The sequence below is a fragment of the Mesorhizobium sp. M4A.F.Ca.ET.020.02.1.1 genome (genome assembly GCF_004022645.1).
Classification (GTDB): Bacteria; Pseudomonadota; Alphaproteobacteria; order Rhizobiales; family Rhizobiaceae; genus Mesorhizobium.
This window is the reverse complement of record NZ_RZOI01000002.1, coordinates 23,308-39,701: the sequence shown is the minus strand read 5'-3', so window position 1 is coordinate 39,701 and position 16,394 is coordinate 23,308. Positions and strand designations below refer to the sequence as shown.

Here is a 16,394-nt window from a genome sequence, read left to right as displayed (position 1 = left end):
CCGTCCAATTATGCGCAGAACGTGCTGACGGCCGCGCGCGCCCTGGAGCAGATCAACAACCAGATCCAGTCGCTGCAGAATCAGGCGACCATGCTGCAGAACATGGCGCGCAATCTTCAGCGTCTGGATTTCTCTTCCGTTGGCCAACTCACCGGTTCGCTCCATCGCATCGACGGCTTGATGGACCAGGCGAGTGGCCTCAGCTTTGATCTGGGCAAGCTTCAAGACCAGTGGCGCAGCCAATATCCGGAAAGCTACGACGCCACGATCAAGGTCAGCGATGTGGCGAGTGCTGCGCGCGAGCGTTGGCAAAGCGCCATGCAGGCGTTCCGCCAGACCATGGGGGTCCAGTCGCAAATCGTCGAGAACGTCCGCGCCGACGGCGATCTGCTCGCCGATCTCGTCAACCGCAGCCAAGGGGCGGCCGGTGCGCTTCAGGCAAGCCAGGCCACCAACCAGCTGATAGCGCTTTCGACAAAGCAGCAGATGCAGATCCAGACGCTGCTCGCAACGCAGTTTCGAGCTGAGGCCGAGGATGCCGCCCGCAAGGCCCAGTCAGAGGAAGCCGCCCGCGAGATGACGAAGCGATTCTTGGGTACCGGCTCGGCTTATCCCGGCAATTAATCACGAGTTCATCACGACGAGGAAGGCAGCGGCATGAACGACCTTGGCGTCATCGATCGCTTCATGGAGACCTTCATCCGCTACATCGACAGCGGGTTCGGTCTGCTCTCGGGCGACGTCGCCTTCCTCACTACCATTCTGATCGGCATTGACATCACACTTGCCGGCCTGGCGTGGGCGCTCGGCGAGGAGACCAGCGTTCTCGGCCGGCTTGTCCGCAAGGTGCTCTATGTTGGCGTCTTCGCCTTCATCCTGAACAATTTCAAGAACCTCGCCGATATCATTTATCGTTCTTTTGCCGGTCTCGGGATTAATGCGTCGGCCGGCAATCTGTCGGCAGACAATCTCCTGCGCCCGGGCCGCATTGCCGCGACCGGTTTCGAAGGTGCTTGGCCAATGCTTGACCAAGCCAGTCAGCTCCTGGGCTTCCCGGAAATCTTCGGCAACGCACTGACCATCTTCGTGCTGCTGATGGCCTGGTTCCTGGTCATCATCGCCTTCTTCATCCTTTCCATCCAGCTTTTCATCACTATCCTTGAGTTCAAGCTCACCACGCTGGCAGGTTTTGTTTTGGTTCCATTCGCACTTTGGAACCGTTCAGCGTTCCTGGCCGAACGCGTGCTCGGCCATGTTATCTCGTCAGGCATCAAGGTGATGGTGCTCGCCGTCATTGTCGGCATCGGCTCCACGCTCTTCGGGGAGTTCGCTTCCGCATTGCAAGGCAAGGAGCCGGATCTGGCCGCTGCCATGTCCCAGGTACTGGGCGCACTGGCACTGCTTGGCCTTGGCATTTTTGGGCCGGGGATCGCGTCGGGTCTTGTCTCAGGCGCACCGCAGCTTGGCGCGGGCGCCGCCCTCGGCACGACCGCGGCGGCAGCGGGTGTATCACTCGTTGCTGGAGGCACGGCATTTTCTGGCGCGCGTATGGCAACCAGCGGCGGTCTCGCCGCCATCCGCGCCGGCACAACAATGGGATCGGCTGCTTCCACGTCCTGGCAGATCGGGCGCGCAACCTCGCCCGACGTTGGCCTCTCCGGTGTGGCTGCTGGAATGCATGGTGTAACCAGTGCCGCTGGCGGCGCCGCTATACGCGTAGCGCGATCCGCCACTGCAAGTGTTGGGCGCAACGCCGATGCCGGGCGCGATGCCGCGTGGACCGCGACCGGCGGCACGCCGACCGCGTCAATGACCGAGCGCTCTGCCGGTTCGGCCACTGTTTCGGCGCCGACGTGGGCAAGGCGCCTACGTTCTGAACAGACCGCCCGTGCACATCGCCACGCTGCCATGCAAGCTGTCCGAGACGGAGACCGGCCGGGAGGCAGCGCCAACCCCTCTCTCAACGACAAGGATGACTAGATGCTCTTCAAGCGACCCGTGCACCGTTACGGCAAAACACCCGAACCGGTCACGCCGTATCAAAAAGCCGCCCAGCTGTGGGACGAGCGCATCGGCTCATCTCGACTGCAGGCCAGGAACTGGCGGCTCATGGCCCTTGGGTGCCTGGCCTTGGCGACCGGACTTTCCGGCGGACTCGTATGGCAGTCGATGCAAAGCCGTGTCGTGCCTTACGTCGTCGAGGTCGATGGCTTCGGCGAGACGCGCGCCGTCGCGCCGGCAATCCGGAATTATGAGCCCTCGGATGCTCAGATCGCCTGGCATCTCGGCCGCTTCATCCAGAATGTCCGTTCCGTTTCCACCGATCCGGTTTTGGTACGGCAGAACTGGTTCGCAGCTTACGACTTTGCTAGCGATCGCGCAGCGCTCTTCCTCAACGAATACGCCAAGGCGAACGACCCCTTCGGTCAGATCGGAACGCGCAGTGTCTCGGTACAGGTCACCAGCGTGGTCAGGGCCTCCGAAAGTTCATTCCAGGTCAAATGGACCGAGCAGGTGTTTGAGCGCGGAAGCCTTGCCAGCACGATGCGCTGGACTGCGATCCTCACGATCGTGATCCGCTCGCCAAGCAATACGGATCAGCTGCGCAAGAATCCGCTCGGCGTCTTCATCAACGCCATTGACTGGTCACGCGAGCTCGACAGCGCCGTCCCACCCCCCCTTTCTCCGACGGAGTCCACCAATGAAAGATAAAATGTCACCGATTCGTGCCGTGCTGATCCTATCGGTGTCGGCAGCGGTCGTTTCCGCTTGTGCATCGAAGAAGGTGCCGCCGCCTGAGATTTCCTATGACGCTGCTGACTTCAAACCGGCCGCGATCGAGAAGGCGCCGGAGAGGCCGATTAGAATTGTCGAGGTGCCAAAACCACTGCCGCTGCCTGGCCAATTGCAGCCCGAGTCCGGCAAGGCCGAGGACAAGCGCCCCCCTGAAGAACGCGTCGCTGATGCCAACAAAGCCGCGACCCAGCAACCCACCAAGTACGGGTATGTTAATGCCGTGCAAGTCTACCCCTTCACCGATGGCGCGCTTTATCAGCTCTATGCCGCGCCGGAGCGCGTGACCGACATCGCTCTGCAGCCGGGCGAGAAACTAACCGCCGTGTCGGCTGGCGACACCGTGCGCTGGGTCATAGGCGATACCGCAAGCGGCACCGGTGACAATCAGCGCACCCATGTTCTGGTGAAACCCTTCGCGCCGGGTCTTGCCACCAATGTCGTCATTACGACGGACCGGCGGACCTATCATTTGCAGCTTCAAAGCACCGAGAAGACAGCAATGGCGGCAATCTCCTGGACCTACAGCCAAGACCAGATCATCGCGCTTCGCCAGCGCAATGCTCAAGCCGAGGCAGTTACACCGGTCGCGTCGAATATCGCGCTCGAAAACCTTCGCTTTCGCTACTCGATCAGTGGCGACACACCGCCCTGGAGACCGACGCGAGCCTTCGACGACGGCAGCAAGGTCTATATTGAGTTCCCTCGTCGCATAGATCAGGGCGAGGCGCCACCACTCTTCATCGTCGGCGCAGATGGGAGCAGCGAGCTCGTCAACTATCGCGTGCGCGGCAACTATTACATCGTCGATCGGCTCTTCGCCGCGGCCGAACTTCGCCTCGGCACCAAGCAGCAGCAGGTGATCCGCATCAGCAGGATTGACGACAGGCAACCGCTACGGCGGATCTCGCTCTTTTCGCGTTCCAGCCGGTGAGGTGAGGGCTCATGATCGAAAATTCCCGCTCTGGCATCCCGCCGAAACTGGATCCCGAGGAACTGCAGCTTCGGGCCTCTCCCCGCCGCGTGGTGCGGTTCAGGCGCGGTGTGATCATCGCGATCGCAGCGCTCGGATCCGGCGCTGTGTTCGGCGTTGCCATGATGGCGCTCCAGGGGCCGGCCCTTCGCATCAGGGATCAGGCGGAAGATCCCTACAGCACTGAGCGCAAACCAACCGTCGAGGGACTCGATACGCTTCCCCATGACTATTCCGGCATGAAGCCGAAGCCTCCCGTCCTTGGGCCACCTTTGCCGGGCGACCTCGGTCGCCCCATCCTCGAGCGGCAGCGCCAGCTCGGCATCGTGCCGGGTCAAGACATCTCGGCCGAGGAGCAGCGTCTAGCGCAGCAGGCGATCGAAGCGCGTGAATCGCAGGTGCTTTTCCGTGTCGAAAATCGAGCTCAACAGACAGATGTCGGTGAGAGCGTGCAAACTGCTCAGCATCCATTTGAGGCACTTCCCCAATCCGAAGCAGCACGCGCGTCAGCCTCGGTGGCGCCGGCGGAAGGCGACCAGAACAATCAGCAGCGAAAGCTTGATTTCCTCAGCCAGCGGAGCACTGGCGGGATCTACAATCCGCATGCGCTGCAGACGCCGATCTCGCCGTATCAACTGATGGCTGGCAGCGTGATTGCCGCCAGCCTGATCACCGGCATCAATTCCGATTTGCCGGGCCTTGTCGTCGCGCAAGTCACCGAGAATGTGCACGACACGGTCACGGGCAACATATTGCTGATTCCGCAGGGCTCACGTCTTATCGGCGTCTACGACAGCGTCGTCGCGTTCGGGCAAAAGCGAGCGCTGCTGGTCTGGCAGCGCATTCTGCTGCCCGACGGCTCGTCGGTCGAAATCGACAATCTGCCCGCGAGCGACACCGCCGGCTACGCAGGGCTGGAAGACAAAGTCGATTTCCACACCTGGCAGCTGATCAAGGGGGTGGCGCTTGCCACATTGCTCGGTGTCGGCACGGAATTCAGCCTCGGCGAAAACGAGAGCGATCTGGTCAAGGCGATCCGGGAATCAGCCCAGCAGAACGCCAGTCGAGCCGGCCAGCGCATCACCGAAAAAAACCTCAATATCCAGCCCACCATCATCGTCCGCCCAGGTTGGCCACTGCGCGTCATCGTGCACAAGGACATCGTGCTGCGGCCATACGCGAGTTGAGCAGGAGTTACCATGGCTGACCTGAAACTTGGAAAGCTTCCAGACCGAACAGCTTCGAAGATCACCATTACCGTCAGCGCGGAGCTGGGCCAAACACTCAAGGAGTATGCTGCACTTTACCGTCAGACCTATCGTCAGTCTGAAACCGTGGCAGAACTCATCCCTTTCATGCTGGCGGCGTTTCTGGAAGGCGACCGAGCCTTTGCCAAGGCCCGAAAAGAAGGTCTGCCGACGGAGCTTGCCGAAAAATCGTGACTCCTCCGCTAGAGGCAGCTGGAACATTGCCTAGCTGTCGCGGCCTACCTGCTCCTCGCGAAGCATAGGATCAAACACCTTGGAATGCAGGTATGCGTAAGAGAGGATGTGGAAGGAAATACCGCGCAACAGCCTAAGTTTGCATTTTCGATTGGATGCGGTAGTCGCCTATGAGCGGTCAAAATGAAACGCAGCTGGTTCGCGATCGACCAAACGGCGAGCGCACTGTGCTTTGCTCAGACCGCCACCGAGTGCCTCGCCGTTCCCCCTTTGAAATATGTATCGAACTTGGCCGCGATGGTTCGAACGAAGGGGCGACTTTCAGCCCGTACGACGAAACTGTCGCCATCGAATTCAAGCGCTCGGGCAGGATCGTGGAGGGCGATGGACCTCGAGCGATGAAGGAGCTTCTCGCCGGCTTTGCCGAACCGCTCCACCAGATCGACTGCCGAGAAGGCAAAATCACACATCAGCCGCTCGATTATCCAGCCACGGACGCGATCGTCGTCGGAAAGGGCAACGCCCCGGACGGCAGCCAACCCGCCATCCGCAACCATGCGCCCGTACCCGGCAGTCGAAGCCATGTTCTGCACGTAGCCTTGGCGAAAACGACCGATGGACGAAGGGCCAAGTCCGATCAGTGTCGGGCAGCGATCCTCGGTGTAGCCCTGAAAATTGCGATGCAAAACCCCTGCGCGGGCCGCTATGGCCAGCGCATCGTCGGGCTTCGCGAAATGATCGAGTCCTATTGCCTCATATCCCTTGGCGACAATTGCCCGCGCCGCGAGTTGAGATTGGGCGAAACGCTCGGTGGGACTCGGCAGCCATGCCTCGTCGATCATCGTCTGATGCTTCTTGAACCAGGGCACATGTGCGTAGCCGAACAGAGCCATCCGGTCTGGTTCCAAGGTCAGTGCCTGCGCCACCGTGGAACAGATCGTCTCGCGTGTCTGATTCGGGAGCCCGTAGAGCAGGTCCAGATTGACCGATTCAACGCCCCGCGAACGAACCCCGTCGACGACTGCCTTGGTCTGCAAAAAACTTTGCTCACGATTAATTGCTTTTTGCACTTGCGGATCGAAATCCTGCACGCCGAGGCTCGCCCGCGTTACGCCGATTTGAGCAAGCGCATCAAGGCGCGCCTTGTCCATGTCGTTGGTTCCGATTTCGATGCTGACCGTAGCATCCGGGAGAAGGTCGAAGCTGTCCCGCAAGGCCGCTCCAAGAGCAACCATGTCATCGGGCCTCAGCATCGTTGGCGAACCGCCACCGAAGTGGATTGCACGGACATGTGCCTTGCCGCTCACCAGACCGGCAATCGTGACGATTTCGGCATTCAGCGAGCGCAGATAAGCGGCCACCGGCTCATATTGGTGCGTCTGCTTGGTGTGACAGGCGCAGAACCAGCAGAGCTTGTCGCAGTAAGGAATGTGCAAATACAGCGAGATTTCGTCGCCACTTTCCAGCGCCTCCAACCAGCCACGGTAAATGGCAGCATCGACCCCGGAATGGAAATGCGGCGCCGTCGGATAGCTTGTGTAGCGTGGGACGTTCTCGCTGAGTTTGACAGCTATTTCCGATTGCATCTCGCGTTCACCGTGTTGCCCGCCGAACACTGCACGCATCGCTGAAGCAGACCCTGATCTCGATCAGCCGCGCGCATGGACAAACCGCCGCAGGACTTCTCTACCCTGGATGGGTATCCTGCCGGCAGTTAGGATCGGGTAAAGCGAACGCATGACCTTTCGGCAAGACATTCATACTTCCGGCATTCCTGTTCTTTGCCTCCCTTGCGAGGCACGGCGTCGCGGTGTCTGCGGTGCGCTCGATCCAGACAATTTGGTTGGGCTCGCCAAGACTTGCTCGCGTCGCCGGATCGAGTCAGGAATGGAGTTGACCGGCGAGGCACAGAACGTCGACAGCTACTCGAACGTGCTTTCAGGCGTGGTAAAGCTATCAAAGAGCCTGTCGGATGGGCGCCAGCAGATCGTCGGTCTCCAGTTTGCACCGAATTTTCTGGGACGTCCTTTCAAGGTGGAAAGCTCGATCAATGCGGAAGCGGCAACAGCAGTCACGCTGTGCTCGTTTCCGCGAGCGGCCGTCGAACGGATGATGAAGGCGTCACGGGAATTCGAGCATCGCCTGCTCAAACAGACGCTGAATGAACTCGATGAGGCGCGCGAGTGGATGGTGACGCTGGGGCGCAAGACAGCTCCGGAAAAGGTGGCGAGTTTTCTCCTCATGATGGCCCGGAATATCGATTCCAGTCTCGACGCGGCTTCCAGGTCAGCGTCCTTCGATCTGCCGCTGACGCGTGCCGAAATCTCTGATTTCCTTGGAATTACCAACGAAACCGTGAGCCGCCAACTGACGCGATTGCGGGCTGACGGGGTGATTCGGATTGAGAACGCACGCCATGTGACGGTGGACAGCATAAGCCGTCTGGAGAAGCGCTGTGGCGGCGGACGCGAGCGGCCCTAAGCGGCGAGGCCCATGTCGCATGGCTCCGGGGCGGGCCGTGCTTGCCTTCTAATGCGATGTCGCCGCGCCTTCGAAGAAGCGGCGTCACGGTCGAGACAGACAGCTTTCGGGCTTTGATAGGGACGACGACCAATCGCCAGGTGTGTTTCGGCACATACCGGCGAAGCACGGTCCTTAAGCTGCCACGGCTCGGCCGAACGATCGCGTTCGTTTCCAATGGGATCCGAACAACGTTTGGCAGGGCATCGGCAATAGCATCCAACGCGTCGCAGAGCCTCAGCTTTCGCCTCAATCGATCGCGTCTGCGCCCGCCCAACCCAGGGAACGCCTTCCATGAGGGGGTGAGCCCGCGCTGCGTTCCTCGTTCATTCGCCACCTGCTGATTGCGCCGCCGACACAAAATCGTGCGGCCTGACATAGATCAGGGCGAGGGGGCGGCGGCTGCGCAATTAGTGCGCTGCGGATTTGGCATCCACCAGATTCGAGATCGGGATCTGCAATGAAATTCGGCACAGAGATCGTCCTTCTAAGCGTGTTCGCTTTTGCGGCCCTGGTGGCCGCCGGCTTCGGCGTGGATGAACCTTTCCGCCGACATATGTGGGTGTTGTTCTTCGCAGTGGCTGGTTTCACTGCGATCCTGTTGCGCAACACGGAGTTCAAGCCAGCAGCTCCGATTGACCCATCCGCTTACATGGATGGTCCGATCCGCTACGGCGCGATCGCCACCGTGTTCTGGGGTGTCGTCGGGATGCTGGTCGGCGTGGTGATCGCGCTTCAGCTCGCCTATCCCGATCTCAACATCCAGCCCTGGTTCAATTTCGGCCGTTTGCGGCCGCTGCATACATCCGGTGTCGTCTTCGCCTTCGGTGGCAACGCGCTGCTTTGCACGTCTCTGTATGTCGTGCAGCGCACCTGCCGCGCCCGCCTCTTCGGCGGTGATCTCGCCTGGTTCGTCTTCTGGGGCTACCAGCTGTTCATCGTCATGGCCGCGACCGGCTATCTGCTCGGCATCACCGAGGGCCGCGAGTACGCCGAACCCGAATGGTATGTGGATGTCTGGCTGACCATCGTCTGGGTCGCCTACCTCATTCTGTTCCTTGGCACGATCCTGAAGCGCAAGGAACCGCATATCTACGTCGCCAACTGGTTCTACCTGTCGTTCATCGTGACCATCGCGATGCTGCATGTGGTCAACAACCTGTCGATGCCAGTCTCGTTCCTGGGCTCCAAGAGCTACTCCGCCTTTTCCGGGGTCCAGGACGCGCTGACCCAATGGTGGTACGGCCACAACGCGGTCGGCTTCTTTCTCACCGCCGGCTTCCTTGGCATGATGTATTATTTCGTGCCCAAGCAGGCGAACCGGCCAGTCTATTCGTACCGGCTGTCGATCGTCCATTTCTGGGCGATCATCTTTCTCTACATCTGGGCTGGCCCGCATCACCTGCACTACACCGCCTTGCCAGATTGGGCGCAGACGCTCGGCATGGCGTTCTCGATCATGCTGTGGATGCCGTCCTGGGGCGGCATGATCAACGGCCTGATGACGCTGTCCGGCGCCTGGGACAAGCTGCGCACCGATCCGATCATCCGCATGATGGTGATGGCCGTCGCCTTCTATGGCATGTCGACCTTCGAAGGCCCGATCATGGCGATCAGGGCGGTCAATTCGCTGTCGCATTATACCGACTGGACCATCGGCCACGTCCATTCGGGCGCGCTCGGCTGGGTTGGCATGATCTCGTTCGGCGCAATCTACTACATGGTGCCGAAGCTCTGGAACCGTCACCGGCTCTACTCGCTGCGGCTCGTCACTTGGCACTTCTGGCTGGCGACACTCGGGATCGTCGTCTACGCCTCGGTCATGTGGGTGTCAGGCATCATGCAGGGCCTGATGTGGCGTGAATACGACCAGCAGGGCTTCCTGGTCTATTCCTTCGCCGAAACCGTCGCTGCCATGCACCCATACTACGTCATGCGCGCCATCGGTGGGGCCATGTACCTCTCCGGCGCCCTTATCATGGCCTGGAACATCACCATGACCATCCTCGGCCACCAGCGCGAGGAGGAGCCGATGCCGAGCCCCGTCGCCATCCGACCTGCGCGATCAGGAGCCAGGTAATGGGCTTGATGGACAAACACGCAATCATCGAGAAGAACGCCACGCTTCTTCTCGTTGGCTCGCTGCTCGTGGTGACGGTCGGCGGTATCGTCGAGATAGCGCCTCTCTTCTATCTCGACAATACGATCGAGAAGGTGGAAGGCATGCGCCCCTATTCGCCGCTCGAACTTGTCGGGCGCAACATCTATATGCGCGAGGGCTGCTTTCTCTGCCATAGCCAGATGATCAGGCCGTTCCGCGACGAAGTTGAGCGCTATGGCCACTACAGCCTGGCTGCCGAGTCCATGTACGATCACCCCTTCCAGTGGGGATCGAAGCGCACCGGGCCGGATCTCGCCAGAGTTGGCGACCGCTACTCGAATGCATGGCATGTCGCGCATCTTACCGACCCGCGCTCGGTGGTGCCGGAATCGATCATGCCGAGCTATGGGTTCCTGAAAGACACGCCGATCGACGTGAAGGATTTCTCGACGCATCTGGTCGCCAACAGGCGTGTAGCCGTCCCTTACACCGATGACATGATCGCGCACGCCAATGCGGATCTGGCGGCGCAGGCCGATCCCAATGCCGACACATCAGGCCTTGAGGCGCGTTACCCCAAAGTCAAGATCGGCGACTTCGACGGCAACCCGCAACAGGTCACCGAAATGGATGCCCTGCTCGCCTACCTGCAGATGCTTGGCACACTGGTCGACTTCAAAAATTACGACGAAGCCGCCGGCTACCGCTGAGGAGAACGCTGATGACCTACAATTTGATGCGGGCGTTTGCCGACAGCTGGGGCCTGGTTGCGATGGCGCTGTTCTTCGTCGGGTGCATCGCCTTTGCCCTACGCCCCGGCAGCCGAAGGCTGGCCGACGAAGCTGCCCGCATTCCGCTCGAGGACGAGTGATCATGAGCGACGAGCACATCGATGAGGTCTCCGGCGTCTCAACCACCGGCCATGAATGGGACGGCATCAGGGAGCTCAACAATCCTCTGCCGCGATGGTGGGTGATTACCTTCTACGTCACCATAGCGTGGGCGCTCGTCTATACGACCGCATACCCGGCATGGCCGATGCTGACCTCGGCAACCAAGGGCATGCTCGGCTATTCAAGCCGTAAGGACGTCAAGAACGACCTTGCCGCGGCCGAGGCCGCCAAGGGCAAGTATGTTGCAGCCATCCAGGCAAAGAGCGTCTCGGAGATCTTGACCGACGATGCCTTGCGCGAATTCGCGGTCGCTGCCGGGGCTGCCGCGTTCAAGGTCAACTGTACGCAATGCCACGGCTCCGGCGCTCAGGGGTCGAAGGGCTTTCCCAACCTGAATGACGATGACTGGCTCTGGGGCGGCAGCCCCGACCAGATCAAGCAGACGATCACGCACGGCCTCCGCTTTGCTTCCGATCCGGACACGCGACTGTCAGAAATGCCGGCCTTCGGCGACATCATCACCGCCGACCAGATCGCACAAGTCAGCGCCTACGTGGCCAGCCTTTCCGGCAAGGTCCGCGATGCAAGTCTGATCCAACCCGGCGCCAAGGTCTTTGCCGAGAACTGCGTCGCTTGTCACGGCGACAATGCAAAAGGCAACAGGGAATTCGGCGCCCCCGACCTGACTGACGCGATCTGGCTTTACGGGTCCGGCGAGACGGCCATCGCCGCCCAGGTTCGTGCGCCAAAGCAGGGCGTCATGCCGGCCTGGGTTGGCCGTCTCGGCGAGATCAAGGTCAAGGAACTTGCAGTTTATGTCCATTCGCTTGGCGGCGGAGAATAGGAATGGAAGCCCTATTCTTCGGTCACCCCTGCCAAGCGGACGAGGCCCGGCGCGAGCCGGGCCTCGACACCATTCCTAATGCGATCTGCACAACCCGGCAAGGCTGTCCTACCGCGAGGCTTTTCGACAGGTGCCCCTGACATTGGCTGGGAAAGTGGAGTTGCACGTGCGTGACAAGACGCAGTTGACACGGCTCGAAACAGAAACTGTCAATGCCGCCAAAACCCGCAAGCCCCTTTATGCCGCGCGTCAAAAGATCTTTCCGAAGCGCGCCTCGGGCAACTTTCGCCGCTTCAAATGGCTGGTGATGACGATCACACTTGGCATCTATTACCTGACTGCGTGGCTGCATTGGGATCGTGGCCCATTTGCCCCGGACCAGGCCGTGCTGCTCGATCTCACCAATCGGCGCTTCTACTTTTTCTTCATCGAGATCTGGCCGCAGGAATTCTTCTATGTGGCCGGCCTCCTGGTCATGGCCGGTGTTGGACTTTTCCTGATTACCTCTGCTGTCGGCCGTGCCTGGTGCGGCTATGCATGTCCGCAGACCGTGTGGGTCGATCTGTTCCTTGTCGTCGAGCGTGCGATTGAGGGGGACCGCAACGCCCGCATGAAACTCGATGCCGGCCCCTGGACCGCCCGCAAGCTGATGCTGCGGGTCTCGAAACACGCCATCTGGCTTGTCATAGGGGCGGCGACCGGTGGCGCCTGGATTTTCTATTTCGCTGATGCACCAACACTTGTGGGCGAGCTTTTCACCGGTACCGCCGCACCTGTCGCCTACATCACCATCGCCGTGCTGACGGCGACGACCTACACCTTCGGCGGCCTGATGCGCGAACAGGTCTGCACCTATATGTGCCCATGGCCGCGCATCCAGGCAGCCATGCTCGATGAGAATTCGCTCACCGTCACCTACAATGACTGGCGCGGCGAGCCGCGATCGCGCCACGCCAAGAAGGTGCAAGCCTCGGGGCAGTCCGTCGGCGACTGCGTCGACTGCAATGCCTGCGTCGCGGTCTGCCCAATGGGAATCGACATTCGCGACGGCCAGCAGCTCGAATGCATTACCTGCGCGCTGTGTATCGACGCCTGCGACGGCGTCATGGACAAGCTCGGCAAGGAGCGCGGGCTGATCTCCTACGCGACGCTCTCCGACTACAACGCCAACATGATGCTGGCGACCGCAGGCGGCTCCAGTTCAATCAATCCGTCGCTGGTCAGGACTGCTGTCGGCACCTTCTCCGATCAGGTGGCGCATTTTCACATTCGCAAGATCTTCCGGCCGCGCACCTACGTCTACATGGGCTTGTGGTCGCTGATCGGGCTGGGCCTGCTCTATTCGCTGCTGACGCGCGATCGGCTCGAACTGAACGTGCTGCATGACCGCAATCCGCAATTCGTCACACTATCCGATGGCTCCATCCGCAATGGCTATAGCGTCAAGCTGCTCAACATGATCCCTGAGCCAAGGACAATCGTCGTCACCATGCAGGGTCTGGAGGGTGCCGACATGGTCGTCGTCGGCGACGACATCCCGGCCGGCCGGTCTTTCGCCATCCCGGTCGAACCCGACCGCCTGAAAACGTTGAAGGTCTTCGTTCGCCAACCGGCGGACCAGATCCACGCCCCGGCACAGACCTTCAAGTTCCGTGTCGAGGATAAGGCGAGCTTCGAGTCGAACGAGTACGCCGCCACATTCAACGCGCCAGAGGCCGCCAAATGACCGCCAATGCCCAAAAGCCTCGCGAATTCACCGGCAGGCACATGCTGGCCATCATTCTCACCTTCTTCGGGGTGGTCATCGCGGTCAACCTGACCATGGCCACGCTCGCCAATACGAGTTGGACCGGCCTCGTCGTCGAGAACACCTATGTGGCCAGCCAGCAATTCAACAAGGAGGCCGAGGCCGGCCGCGCTCAAGCAGCGCTCGGTTGGACCGGCAAGCTGACCATCGCATGGGGCGAAGTCCGCTACAGCCTCTCCGACGCTGCAGGCAAGCCGGTTCCTCTGCACGGCGTCAAGGTGCTGTTTCGTCATCCCGCCTACGAGAAAGAGGACAAGTCCGTCACGCTCGCCCTCGCCTCCGGCCAGGAGTTCGCCGCCCAGCATATGCCGAAGGACGGCGTCTGGATCGTCGAAGTCGACACCGATGCCGGCCTGACACGACCCTATCGCGACGTCCGCAGGATTATGATTTCTCATGGAGCGCTGCAATGAGCTGTTGTGCACCGGGCGCTGAAATGGCGCTGGATCTGAACGGCGCCACGTCGGTCCTGCCATCCAGCCAGGAGATCAGGTTGGCGAGCCGATCGCTTGGCGATGATCTTCGGCAGACCGATCTTTCAGTGCCGACGGTTCATTGCGCCGCCTGTATCCAGACGATCGAGGCGGCACTTGGAAAGCTCGATCACGTCGAAAGCGCGCGCGTCAACCTGTCGACGAAGCGGGTCGCGGTCCGGTGGCGAGGAGACGAGGTGCCACCCTTCGTCGCCGCGCTTGGCAGGCTGGGCTACGAGGCGCATCTGTTCACACCCGAGGTCGATGACAAGGACAAGACGCTTGCCGAACTGATCCGCGCTGTCGCTGTTGCCGGCTTTGCGGCGGGGAACATCATGCTGCTTTCGGTCTCTGTCTGGTCCGGCGCCGAAGGTGCTACCCGCGACCTGTTTCACTGGGTCTCGGCGCTGATCGCCATTCCTGCCCTCGCCTTCGCCGGCGGAATCTTCTTCCGTTCGGCCTGGAATGCTTTGCGCCATGGTCGCATGAATATGGACGTGCCCATCGCGGTCGGTGTTTCGCTCGCCTATGCCATGAGCCTCTATGAGACGATCAATCATGGCGACCACGCCTATTTCGACGCGTCGGTATCGCTGCTGTTCTTCCTTTTGATCGGGCGCACGCTGGATCATGTGATGCGGGAGCGTGCCCGGACTGCCGTGAAGGGCCTGTCTCAGATGGCCGCGCGTGGCGCAATGGTGATGCGCGGCGACGGCGCGCGCGACTATCTGCCGGTCGGCGAGATCGAACCAGGCATGCGGTTGTTGATCGCGGCCGGTGAGAGGATCCCCGTCGACGGCAAGATCATCCAGGGAACGTCGGATCTCGACTGCTCGCTGGCCTCAGGCGAAAGCACGCCGAAAAACGTGGCGCCGGGCGAAGCAGTACAGGCCGGCGTGCTCAATCTTACCGGCCCGCTGACGATCCAGGCGACAGCCGCCGCAAAGGATTCGTTCCTGGCGGAGATGGTTCGGCTGATGGAATCCGCCGAGGGCGGTCGCGCGCACTATCGCCGCATCGCTGATCGCGTGTCGGCACTCTACGCGCCCCTGGTTCATCTCACCGCCTTCGTGACATTCCTGGGCTGGATGGCGGCGACCGGCGACTGGCACCGGGCGATGACGATCGCCATCGCTGTTCTCATCATCACATGCCCCTGCGCGCTCGGCCTCGCCGTGCCGATCGTCCAAGTGGTCGCGGCGCGGCGGCTTTTCGAGAGCGGTATCATGGTCAAGGACGGTTCGGCCATGGAGCGCCTCGCGGCGATCGATACTGCCGTGTTCGACAAGACCGGCACGCTCACGCTCGGCCAGCCCCGGCTGGTCAATGCGGACTCGATTGATCCGGGCATGCTGGCAATCGCCGCCGACATGGCCGCGCATTCGCGTCACCCGTTTTCAAAGGCCATGACCGGCTTTGCCGCTCCTGGCGGGCAACACAAATTCGATGCCGTCACAGAGCATCCGGGGTTCGGGATCGAAGCCACTGTCGCCGGAAGCACCTGGCGGCTGGGTCGACGCGGATGGGCTGGATGGAAGGCCCGGACCGGAGGTGAAGGCAAACATGGCTATGGTGGAACGGCCCTGACAAAAGACGGGTTCATTGTCGCGACCTTCGATTTCGAGAATGCGCTGCGCGCCGACGCGGCGGCGGCGATCAAGCGATTGAACGATGCCGGGGTGTCGATGCAAATGCTGTCGGGCGATACCGCCGCAGCCTGCGCCGAAGTGGCAAAGCTGCTGGATATCGACGACTTCGTTCCGTGCCTGCTGCCATCGGGCAAGCTCGAACGCATCGAAACCCTCGCGAAAGTTGGGCACAAGGTTCTGATGGTTGGCGACGGCCTCAACGATACGCCGGCCCTGAGCGCGGCGCATGTCTCGATCGCACCGGCCACCGCCGTCGACATTGGCCGCAACGCGGCAGACTTCGTCTTCCTGCGCGAAAGCCTCCTGGCGGTGCCGCTCGCCCTGGGCGTCTCGCGCAAGGCAGGAAACCTGATCCGGCAGAACATCGCAATCGCAATCGTCTACAATGCGGTGGCAGTACCAATCGCCATCCTCGGGCACGTCACGCCTTTGATAGCGGCGATTGCCATGTCTGCCTCATCGCTGCTTGTTATTGGAAACGCATTGCGCTTGCACGGCTTCATGGCGAATGCGACGGTGCAAGTTATTCAAAAAGTCAGACGCTCCGCAGTCGGCTATTCGGCACAATCCTCGTGACGACCTTGCTCTATCTCATACCAGTGGCCCTTTTTCTGGGTGCACTGGGCCTGTCCGGCTTCGTCTGGGCATTGCGAAGCGGTCAATACGAAGATCTCGACGGAGCCGCCGAGCGGATACTAATTGATCGGGACGACAAACCGGGACGCTGATTTCAATCCGCTGTGCATAAGATGCGCGGATCCCGCTCGTCAGTCGAGCCGGCTCGGTCGGGAACAAGCTGTCCATGCTCCATGACCAGCTTGACCTAAGCTGGGCACTACATTGATTTGTGAAAATCCACTGTCGTGCGAAGGACTGCCTTCCCATGCACCCAGTATGAG

16 protein-coding genes are annotated in these 16,394 nt (G+C 61.0%); 15 read left to right on the top strand and 1 reads right to left on the bottom strand.

What is annotated here, in order from left to right:
- The 6 genes from trbJ to EN742_RS00400 all read left to right on the top strand — a co-directional run.
- The coding region (trbJ, locus tag EN742_RS00425) for a P-type conjugative transfer protein TrbJ (protein WP_128332211.1) at positions 1-624 on the top strand (624 nt) is incomplete at its 5' end.
- A gap of 33 nt (positions 625-657) precedes the next feature.
- Entirely contained in the window at positions 658-1,980 is a 1,323-nt protein-coding gene (gene trbL / locus EN742_RS00420; protein WP_091595791.1) for a P-type conjugative transfer protein TrbL, read from the top strand.
- Complete coding sequence (gene trbF / locus EN742_RS00415; RefSeq protein ID WP_095520370.1) at positions 1,981-2,712, top strand: conjugal transfer protein TrbF; 732 nt, start codon at positions 1,981-1,983, stop codon at positions 2,710-2,712.
- Complete coding sequence (gene trbG, locus EN742_RS00410) at positions 2,702-3,727, top strand: P-type conjugative transfer protein TrbG (protein ID WP_029354945.1); 1,026 nt, start codon at positions 2,702-2,704, stop codon at positions 3,725-3,727. The genes trbF and trbG overlap by 11 nt, the downstream gene beginning before the upstream one ends.
- 11 nt (positions 3,728-3,738) lie before the next feature.
- The gene (locus EN742_RS00405; protein WP_091595787.1) at positions 3,739-4,953 is read left to right on the top strand and encodes a TrbI/VirB10 family protein; all 1,215 of its coding nucleotides are present in this window, start codon (positions 3,739-3,741) and stop codon (positions 4,951-4,953) included.
- Positions 4,954-4,965: 12 nt separating this feature from the next.
- Complete coding sequence (locus EN742_RS00400; RefSeq protein WP_029354949.1) at positions 4,966-5,208, top strand: DUF2274 domain-containing protein; 243 nt, start codon at positions 4,966-4,968, stop codon at positions 5,206-5,208.
- A 236-nt stretch (positions 5,209-5,444) separates the two neighbouring features.
- Here the strand turns inward: EN742_RS00400 and hemN are convergent, their stop codons facing one another.
- Positions 5,445-6,794, bottom strand: coding sequence for an oxygen-independent coproporphyrinogen III oxidase (hemN, locus tag EN742_RS00395; RefSeq protein WP_091595897.1), 1,350 nt, complete (start codon positions 6,792-6,794; stop codon positions 5,445-5,447).
- Between the two features lie 151 nt (positions 6,795-6,945).
- Here hemN and EN742_RS00390 point away from each other — a divergent pair, with 151 nt between their 5' ends.
- From EN742_RS00390 to ccoS, 9 genes are all read left to right on the top strand, one after another.
- Entirely contained in the window at positions 6,946-7,689 is a 744-nt protein-coding gene (locus tag EN742_RS00390) for a Crp/Fnr family transcriptional regulator (protein ID WP_091595785.1), read from the top strand.
- Positions 7,690-8,188: 499 nt separating this feature from the next.
- Positions 8,189-9,808: a cytochrome-c oxidase, cbb3-type subunit I gene (gene ccoN / locus EN742_RS00385; protein ID WP_091595783.1), complete on the top strand. Its 1,620-nt coding sequence runs from the start codon at positions 8,189-8,191 to the stop codon at positions 9,806-9,808.
- A complete protein-coding gene (ccoO, locus tag EN742_RS00380) occupies positions 9,808-10,539 on the top strand; it encodes a cytochrome-c oxidase, cbb3-type subunit II (RefSeq protein ID WP_091595781.1) in 732 nt (243 codons plus the stop codon). Before ccoN ends, ccoO begins: the two co-directional genes overlap by 1 nt.
- Positions 10,540-10,550: 11 nt before the next feature.
- The gene (locus EN742_RS00375; protein ID WP_024502864.1) at positions 10,551-10,700 is read left to right on the top strand and encodes a cbb3-type cytochrome c oxidase subunit 3; all 150 of its coding nucleotides are present in this window, start codon (positions 10,551-10,553) and stop codon (positions 10,698-10,700) included.
- Positions 10,701-10,702: 2 nt separating this feature from the next.
- Positions 10,703-11,566 carry a cytochrome-c oxidase, cbb3-type subunit III gene (ccoP, locus tag EN742_RS00370; protein WP_029354960.1) on the top strand — a complete coding sequence of 288 codons (864 nt, stop codon included), beginning with the start codon at positions 10,703-10,705 and terminating at the stop codon, positions 11,564-11,566.
- A 166-nt stretch (positions 11,567-11,732) separates the two neighbouring features.
- Positions 11,733-13,292 carry a cytochrome c oxidase accessory protein CcoG gene (ccoG, locus tag EN742_RS00365; protein WP_029354962.1) on the top strand — a complete coding sequence of 520 codons (1,560 nt, stop codon included), beginning with the start codon at positions 11,733-11,735 and terminating at the stop codon, positions 13,290-13,292.
- Entirely contained in the window at positions 13,289-13,786 is a 498-nt protein-coding gene (locus EN742_RS00360; RefSeq protein ID WP_091595779.1) for a FixH family protein, read from the top strand. Before ccoG ends, EN742_RS00360 begins: the two co-directional genes overlap by 4 nt.
- Entirely contained in the window at positions 13,783-16,071 is a 2,289-nt protein-coding gene (locus tag EN742_RS00355; RefSeq protein ID WP_091595777.1) for a cation-translocating P-type ATPase, read from the top strand. Before EN742_RS00360 ends, EN742_RS00355 begins: the two co-directional genes overlap by 4 nt.
- Positions 16,068-16,223 carry a cbb3-type cytochrome oxidase assembly protein CcoS gene (ccoS, locus tag EN742_RS00350; RefSeq protein WP_084831491.1) on the top strand — a complete coding sequence of 52 codons (156 nt, stop codon included), beginning with the start codon at positions 16,068-16,070 and terminating at the stop codon, positions 16,221-16,223. Before EN742_RS00355 ends, ccoS begins: the two co-directional genes overlap by 4 nt.
- The last annotated feature ends 171 nt before the right edge of the window (positions 16,224-16,394 follow it).

Excerpts from the sequence above, each read along its gene's own strand:
- trbL (WP_091595791.1), top strand. The coding sequence starts at position 658 with ATGAACGACCTTGGCGTCATCGATCGCTTCATGGAGACCTTCATCCGC.
- trbF (WP_095520370.1), top strand. The coding sequence starts at position 1,981 with ATGCTCTTCAAGCGACCCGTGCACCGTTACGGCAAAACACCCGAACCG.
- trbG (WP_029354945.1), top strand. The coding sequence starts at position 2,702 with ATGAAAGATAAAATGTCACCGATTCGTGCCGTGCTGATCCTATCGGTG.
- EN742_RS00405 (WP_091595787.1), top strand. The coding sequence starts at position 3,739 with ATGATCGAAAATTCCCGCTCTGGCATCCCGCCGAAACTGGATCCCGAG.
- EN742_RS00400 (WP_029354949.1), top strand. The coding sequence starts at position 4,966 with ATGGCTGACCTGAAACTTGGAAAGCTTCCAGACCGAACAGCTTCGAAG.
- hemN (WP_091595897.1), bottom strand. The coding sequence starts at position 6,794 with ATGCAATCGGAAATAGCTGTCAAACTCAGCGAGAACGTCCCACGCTAC.
- EN742_RS00390 (WP_091595785.1), top strand. The coding sequence starts at position 6,946 with ATGACCTTTCGGCAAGACATTCATACTTCCGGCATTCCTGTTCTTTGC.
- ccoN (WP_091595783.1), top strand. The coding sequence starts at position 8,189 with ATGAAATTCGGCACAGAGATCGTCCTTCTAAGCGTGTTCGCTTTTGCG.
- ccoO (WP_091595781.1), top strand. The coding sequence starts at position 9,808 with ATGGGCTTGATGGACAAACACGCAATCATCGAGAAGAACGCCACGCTT.
- EN742_RS00375 (WP_024502864.1), top strand. The coding sequence starts at position 10,551 with ATGACCTACAATTTGATGCGGGCGTTTGCCGACAGCTGGGGCCTGGTT.
- ccoP (WP_029354960.1), top strand. The coding sequence starts at position 10,703 with ATGAGCGACGAGCACATCGATGAGGTCTCCGGCGTCTCAACCACCGGC.
- EN742_RS00360 (WP_091595779.1), top strand. The coding sequence starts at position 13,289 with ATGACCGCCAATGCCCAAAAGCCTCGCGAATTCACCGGCAGGCACATG.
- EN742_RS00355 (WP_091595777.1), top strand. The coding sequence starts at position 13,783 with ATGAGCTGTTGTGCACCGGGCGCTGAAATGGCGCTGGATCTGAACGGC.